Below are 3,111 nucleotides of genomic sequence, written 5' to 3' on the forward strand. Positions count from 1 at the left end.
GGGCGGGGACGGCCCCGGCGGGGGGGGGGGGGGCCCGGGGGGTCCGCGCCGGGGCCGACGTGGGGGCGTCGGCCGTGGCCCGGGGGCGGGGGGCCGCCGTGCCGGGCGGCGTACGGGCAGTGGTGCGAGCCGTCGTACGAGGCGGTGCGGTACGGGCAGTGGGGTTGGGCTCGGCCGAGGCGCCGGCGCGCGTGCCGGAACCGGCGGTGGGGGCGGCGGCAGGTGTGGCCGAACCCCGGCCGGCGGGGGTGGTCGTGGTGGGCGCGGGCTTGGTCGGCGCGGGACCGGTGCGCCGGCCGGACCTGCCGCCCACCGGGCCCGTACCACCGGCGCCGCCACCGGTGCGGAGTCGGCGCCCCGCGGGGCCGCCGGTCTCCGTGCGGTCCTTGCGGGAGAGCACGATCGCGCCGACGAGGGCCGCGAGCAGCAGTACGGAGAGCGCTTCGAACGGCAGCACCCAGTGTCGGAAGAGGAACTCGCCGGTGACCCGGGTCGAGCCGGGCCCGCCCTCGGGCAGGGCCGCGTCCAGGTCGCTCCAGGTGGCGCGGAAGGCGTCCACGACCACCCACACCAGGGTGGCCGCGGCGGCGACCGCGACAGCGAGGGCAACCCACCGGTTGCCGGAGTCCGCGTCCGGCGACCGGCCGATGGGCGCCCTGGTCAGCATCAGTCCGAAGAGCAGGAGGACGATCACCGATCCGACGTAGATCAGCACCTGCACCCAGGCGATGAACTCCGCCGTGAGCAGGAGGTATTCGACGGCGAGGCCGCCGAGCGCCACCACCAGCCACAGGGCCGCGTGGACCAGTTGTTTGGTGGTGACGGTGATGACGGCCGCGCCGAGCGTCGCGATGCCGACGAGGAGGACGGCGACTTCCACGCCCGTGGGCGAGAGGAAGCCGTGGCCCGCGGCGAGGGCCTGGCCCGCAGCGAGGGTCATGACGGCGCTCCTTCACCCGCGGCGCCCGAGGCACCCGAAGCGCCCGTTGTACCTGTCGCGCCCGAGGCTTCCGGTGCTTCCGCCGCGTGCTGGGCCAGCAGTTTGTCGGCGGTCTTGCGGGCGGCGGCGACCTCCTTGGGTTCCTCCGCGCCCGGGTCGAGCGCCGGCGGCGCGGGCACGGTCCACATCCACTCGCGGAGCTTGTCCCGCTCGTGGGTCAGCTCGTGGATGTCGGTCTCCGCGTACTCGAACTCCGGGGACCAGAACAACGCGTCGAAAGGGCACACCTCAATGCAGATACCGCAGTACATGCAGAGCGAGAAGTCGATGGCGAAGCGGTCGAGCACGTTCTGACTGCGCTCCCGGCCGCCCGGGGCGGCCGGCGGCACCGTCTCCTTGTGGGAGTCGATGTAGATGCACCAGTCGGGGCACTCGCGCGCGCAGAGCATGCAGACCGTGCAGTTCTCCTCGAACAGGCCGATCACACCGCGGCTGCGCGGCGGCAGTTCGGGCAGCACGTCGGGGTACTGCGCGGTCTGCGTCTTGCGCGTCATGGTGCGCAGCGTCACGGCCAGCCCCTTGGCCAGGCCGGAGCCGGGCCAACCGGACTTCTTCTGCGGCGGGTTGTCCAGTGCCATCAGGAGATCACCACCTTCACGACGCCGGTGAGGGCGATCTGGGCCAGCGCGAGCGGGATGAGTACGGTCCAGGCGAGCCGCTGTACCTGGTCCTCGCGCAGCCGGGGGTAGGTCACCCGGAGCCAGATCACCACGAAGGCCAGGGCGAGCGTCTTCACCAGCGTCCACAGCCAGCCGAGCTGGTCGGCGAACGGCCCGTGCCAGCCGCCGAGGAACAGTACGGACGTGAGGGCGGAGAGCACGACGATGCCCGCGTACTCGGCGAGCAGGAACAGCGCGAAGCGCAGCCCGGTGTACTCGGTGTACGCGCCGAAGATGATCTCGGAGTCGGCCACCGGGGCGTCGAAGGGCGGCCGTTGCAGCTCGGCGAGGCCGGCGGTGAAGAACACCAGGCCGCCCACGATCTGCCAGGGCACCCACCACCACTCGAAGGCGTCGAGCATGCCGGGCAGCGAGACCGTGCCGGCGGCCATCGCGACCGAGGCCGCGGCGAGCAGCATGGGCAGTTCGTACGCCATGAGCTGGGCGGCCGTGCGCAAGCCGCCGAGCAGGGAGAACTTGTTGGCGGACGCCCAGCCGGCCATCAGCGAGCCGAGCACGCCGACGCCCATCACGGCGAGGACGAAGAAGATGCCCGCGTCGATGACCTGGCCGACGGCGTTGTCGGGGCCGACGGGGATGGCGATGAGCACCAGCAGGTACGGCAGCAGCGAGACCGCGGGCGCGAGGTGGAAGACCCGGCGGTCGGCGCCGGTCGGAACGACGTCTTCCTTCTGCGCGAACTTCACGCCGTCCGCGACGAGCTGGGCCCAGCCGTGGAAGCCACCGGCGTACATGGGGCCGAGACGGCCCTGCATGTGGGCCATCACCTTGTGCTCGGTCTGGCCGACGACCAGCGGGAGCACCAGGAAGACCACGAACACGGCGATCAGCCGCAGCGCGAGATCGAGGGTGTCGTTCACGCGTCCCCTCCCTCCCCACGCCCGGCCCCGCCATCGGCCTCCGGCTCAGCCGCGGTGCCCGCCTCAGCCTTGGCCTCGGCGTCCGTCTTGGCGTCAGCGTCCGGCTTGGGCTTGGCCGCAGCTTCTGGTTCGGGCTTGGGCTTGGGCTCGGCCGGAGCTTCCGGCCCGGTCTCCGCCTCGGGCTCCGTCGCGGTCGTTTCCCGCGCTCGTCCCTGTTCCTGCGTACGCGGCGTGCTGGTCGGCTCCGGCTCAGCCTGCGGCCCAGCAGCCGTACGCGGCGTCGCGGGCGGCTCCGGCTGCTCAGCCGTACGCCGTGGCTCGGCCGATGCCGAGCCCTCAGCCGGGCGCCCCGCCTCAGCCATAGGCCGTGTCTCGGCCCCTGCCCCCGGCTTGGCCCCGGCTTCCGGTCCCGCCGCGGCGGGCGCAGGTGTCGTCGGTGGTTGGTCCGTCGCCGGGTGGGGGTCGTGCCACGGGGCGTCAGGGGTGCGGCGGGCGGATCGGGAGGCGGCGGCAGCCGCACTCCCGGTCGTGTCCCCGGCCGGGCCCCCCGGGTAGGGCCCCGCCCGGGGGG

The 3,111-nt window shown here is 73.7% G+C and carries 3 protein-coding genes and 1 pseudogene; all 4 read right to left on the reverse strand.

All coding sequences use genetic code 11. From position 1 onward, the window contains the following. Positions 1-298 precede the first annotated feature (298 nt). Positions 299-940, reverse strand: a pseudogene (locus tag AAHZ94_RS31590) (NADH-quinone oxidoreductase subunit J family protein); the annotation flags it as partial. Next, on the reverse strand, positions 937-1,578 hold the full coding sequence (locus tag AAHZ94_RS31595; RefSeq protein WP_349997142.1) for a NuoI/complex I 23 kDa subunit family protein: 642 nt from the start codon (positions 1,576-1,578) through the stop codon (positions 937-939). The pseudogene AAHZ94_RS31590 and the gene AAHZ94_RS31595, both read right to left, overlap by 4 nt. Further along, positions 1,578-2,540: a complex I subunit 1/NuoH family protein gene (locus tag AAHZ94_RS31600; protein WP_349997143.1), complete on the reverse strand. Its 963-nt coding sequence runs from the start codon at positions 2,538-2,540 to the stop codon at positions 1,578-1,580. The genes AAHZ94_RS31595 and AAHZ94_RS31600 overlap by 1 nt, the downstream gene beginning before the upstream one ends. After that, on the reverse strand, positions 2,537-2,902 hold the full coding sequence (locus AAHZ94_RS31605; RefSeq protein ID WP_349997144.1) for a hypothetical protein: 366 nt from the start codon (positions 2,900-2,902) through the stop codon (positions 2,537-2,539). Before AAHZ94_RS31605 ends, AAHZ94_RS31600 begins: the two co-directional genes overlap by 4 nt. Between the last annotated feature and the right edge of the window lie 209 nt (positions 2,903-3,111).

It is taken from the genome of Streptomyces sp. HSW2009 (genome assembly GCF_040240285.1).
GTDB lineage: Bacteria > Actinomycetota > Actinomycetes > Streptomycetales > Streptomycetaceae > Streptomyces.

What these genes read in the sequence shown, in the direction of transcription:
- AAHZ94_RS31595 (WP_349997142.1), bottom strand. Translation starts at nt 1,578, where the DNA reads ATGGCACTGGACAACCCGCCGCAGAAGAAGTCCGGTTGGCCCGGCTCC.
- AAHZ94_RS31605 (WP_349997144.1), bottom strand. Translation starts at nt 2,902, where the DNA reads ATGGCTGAGGCGGGGCGCCCGGCTGAGGGCTCGGCATCGGCCGAGCCA.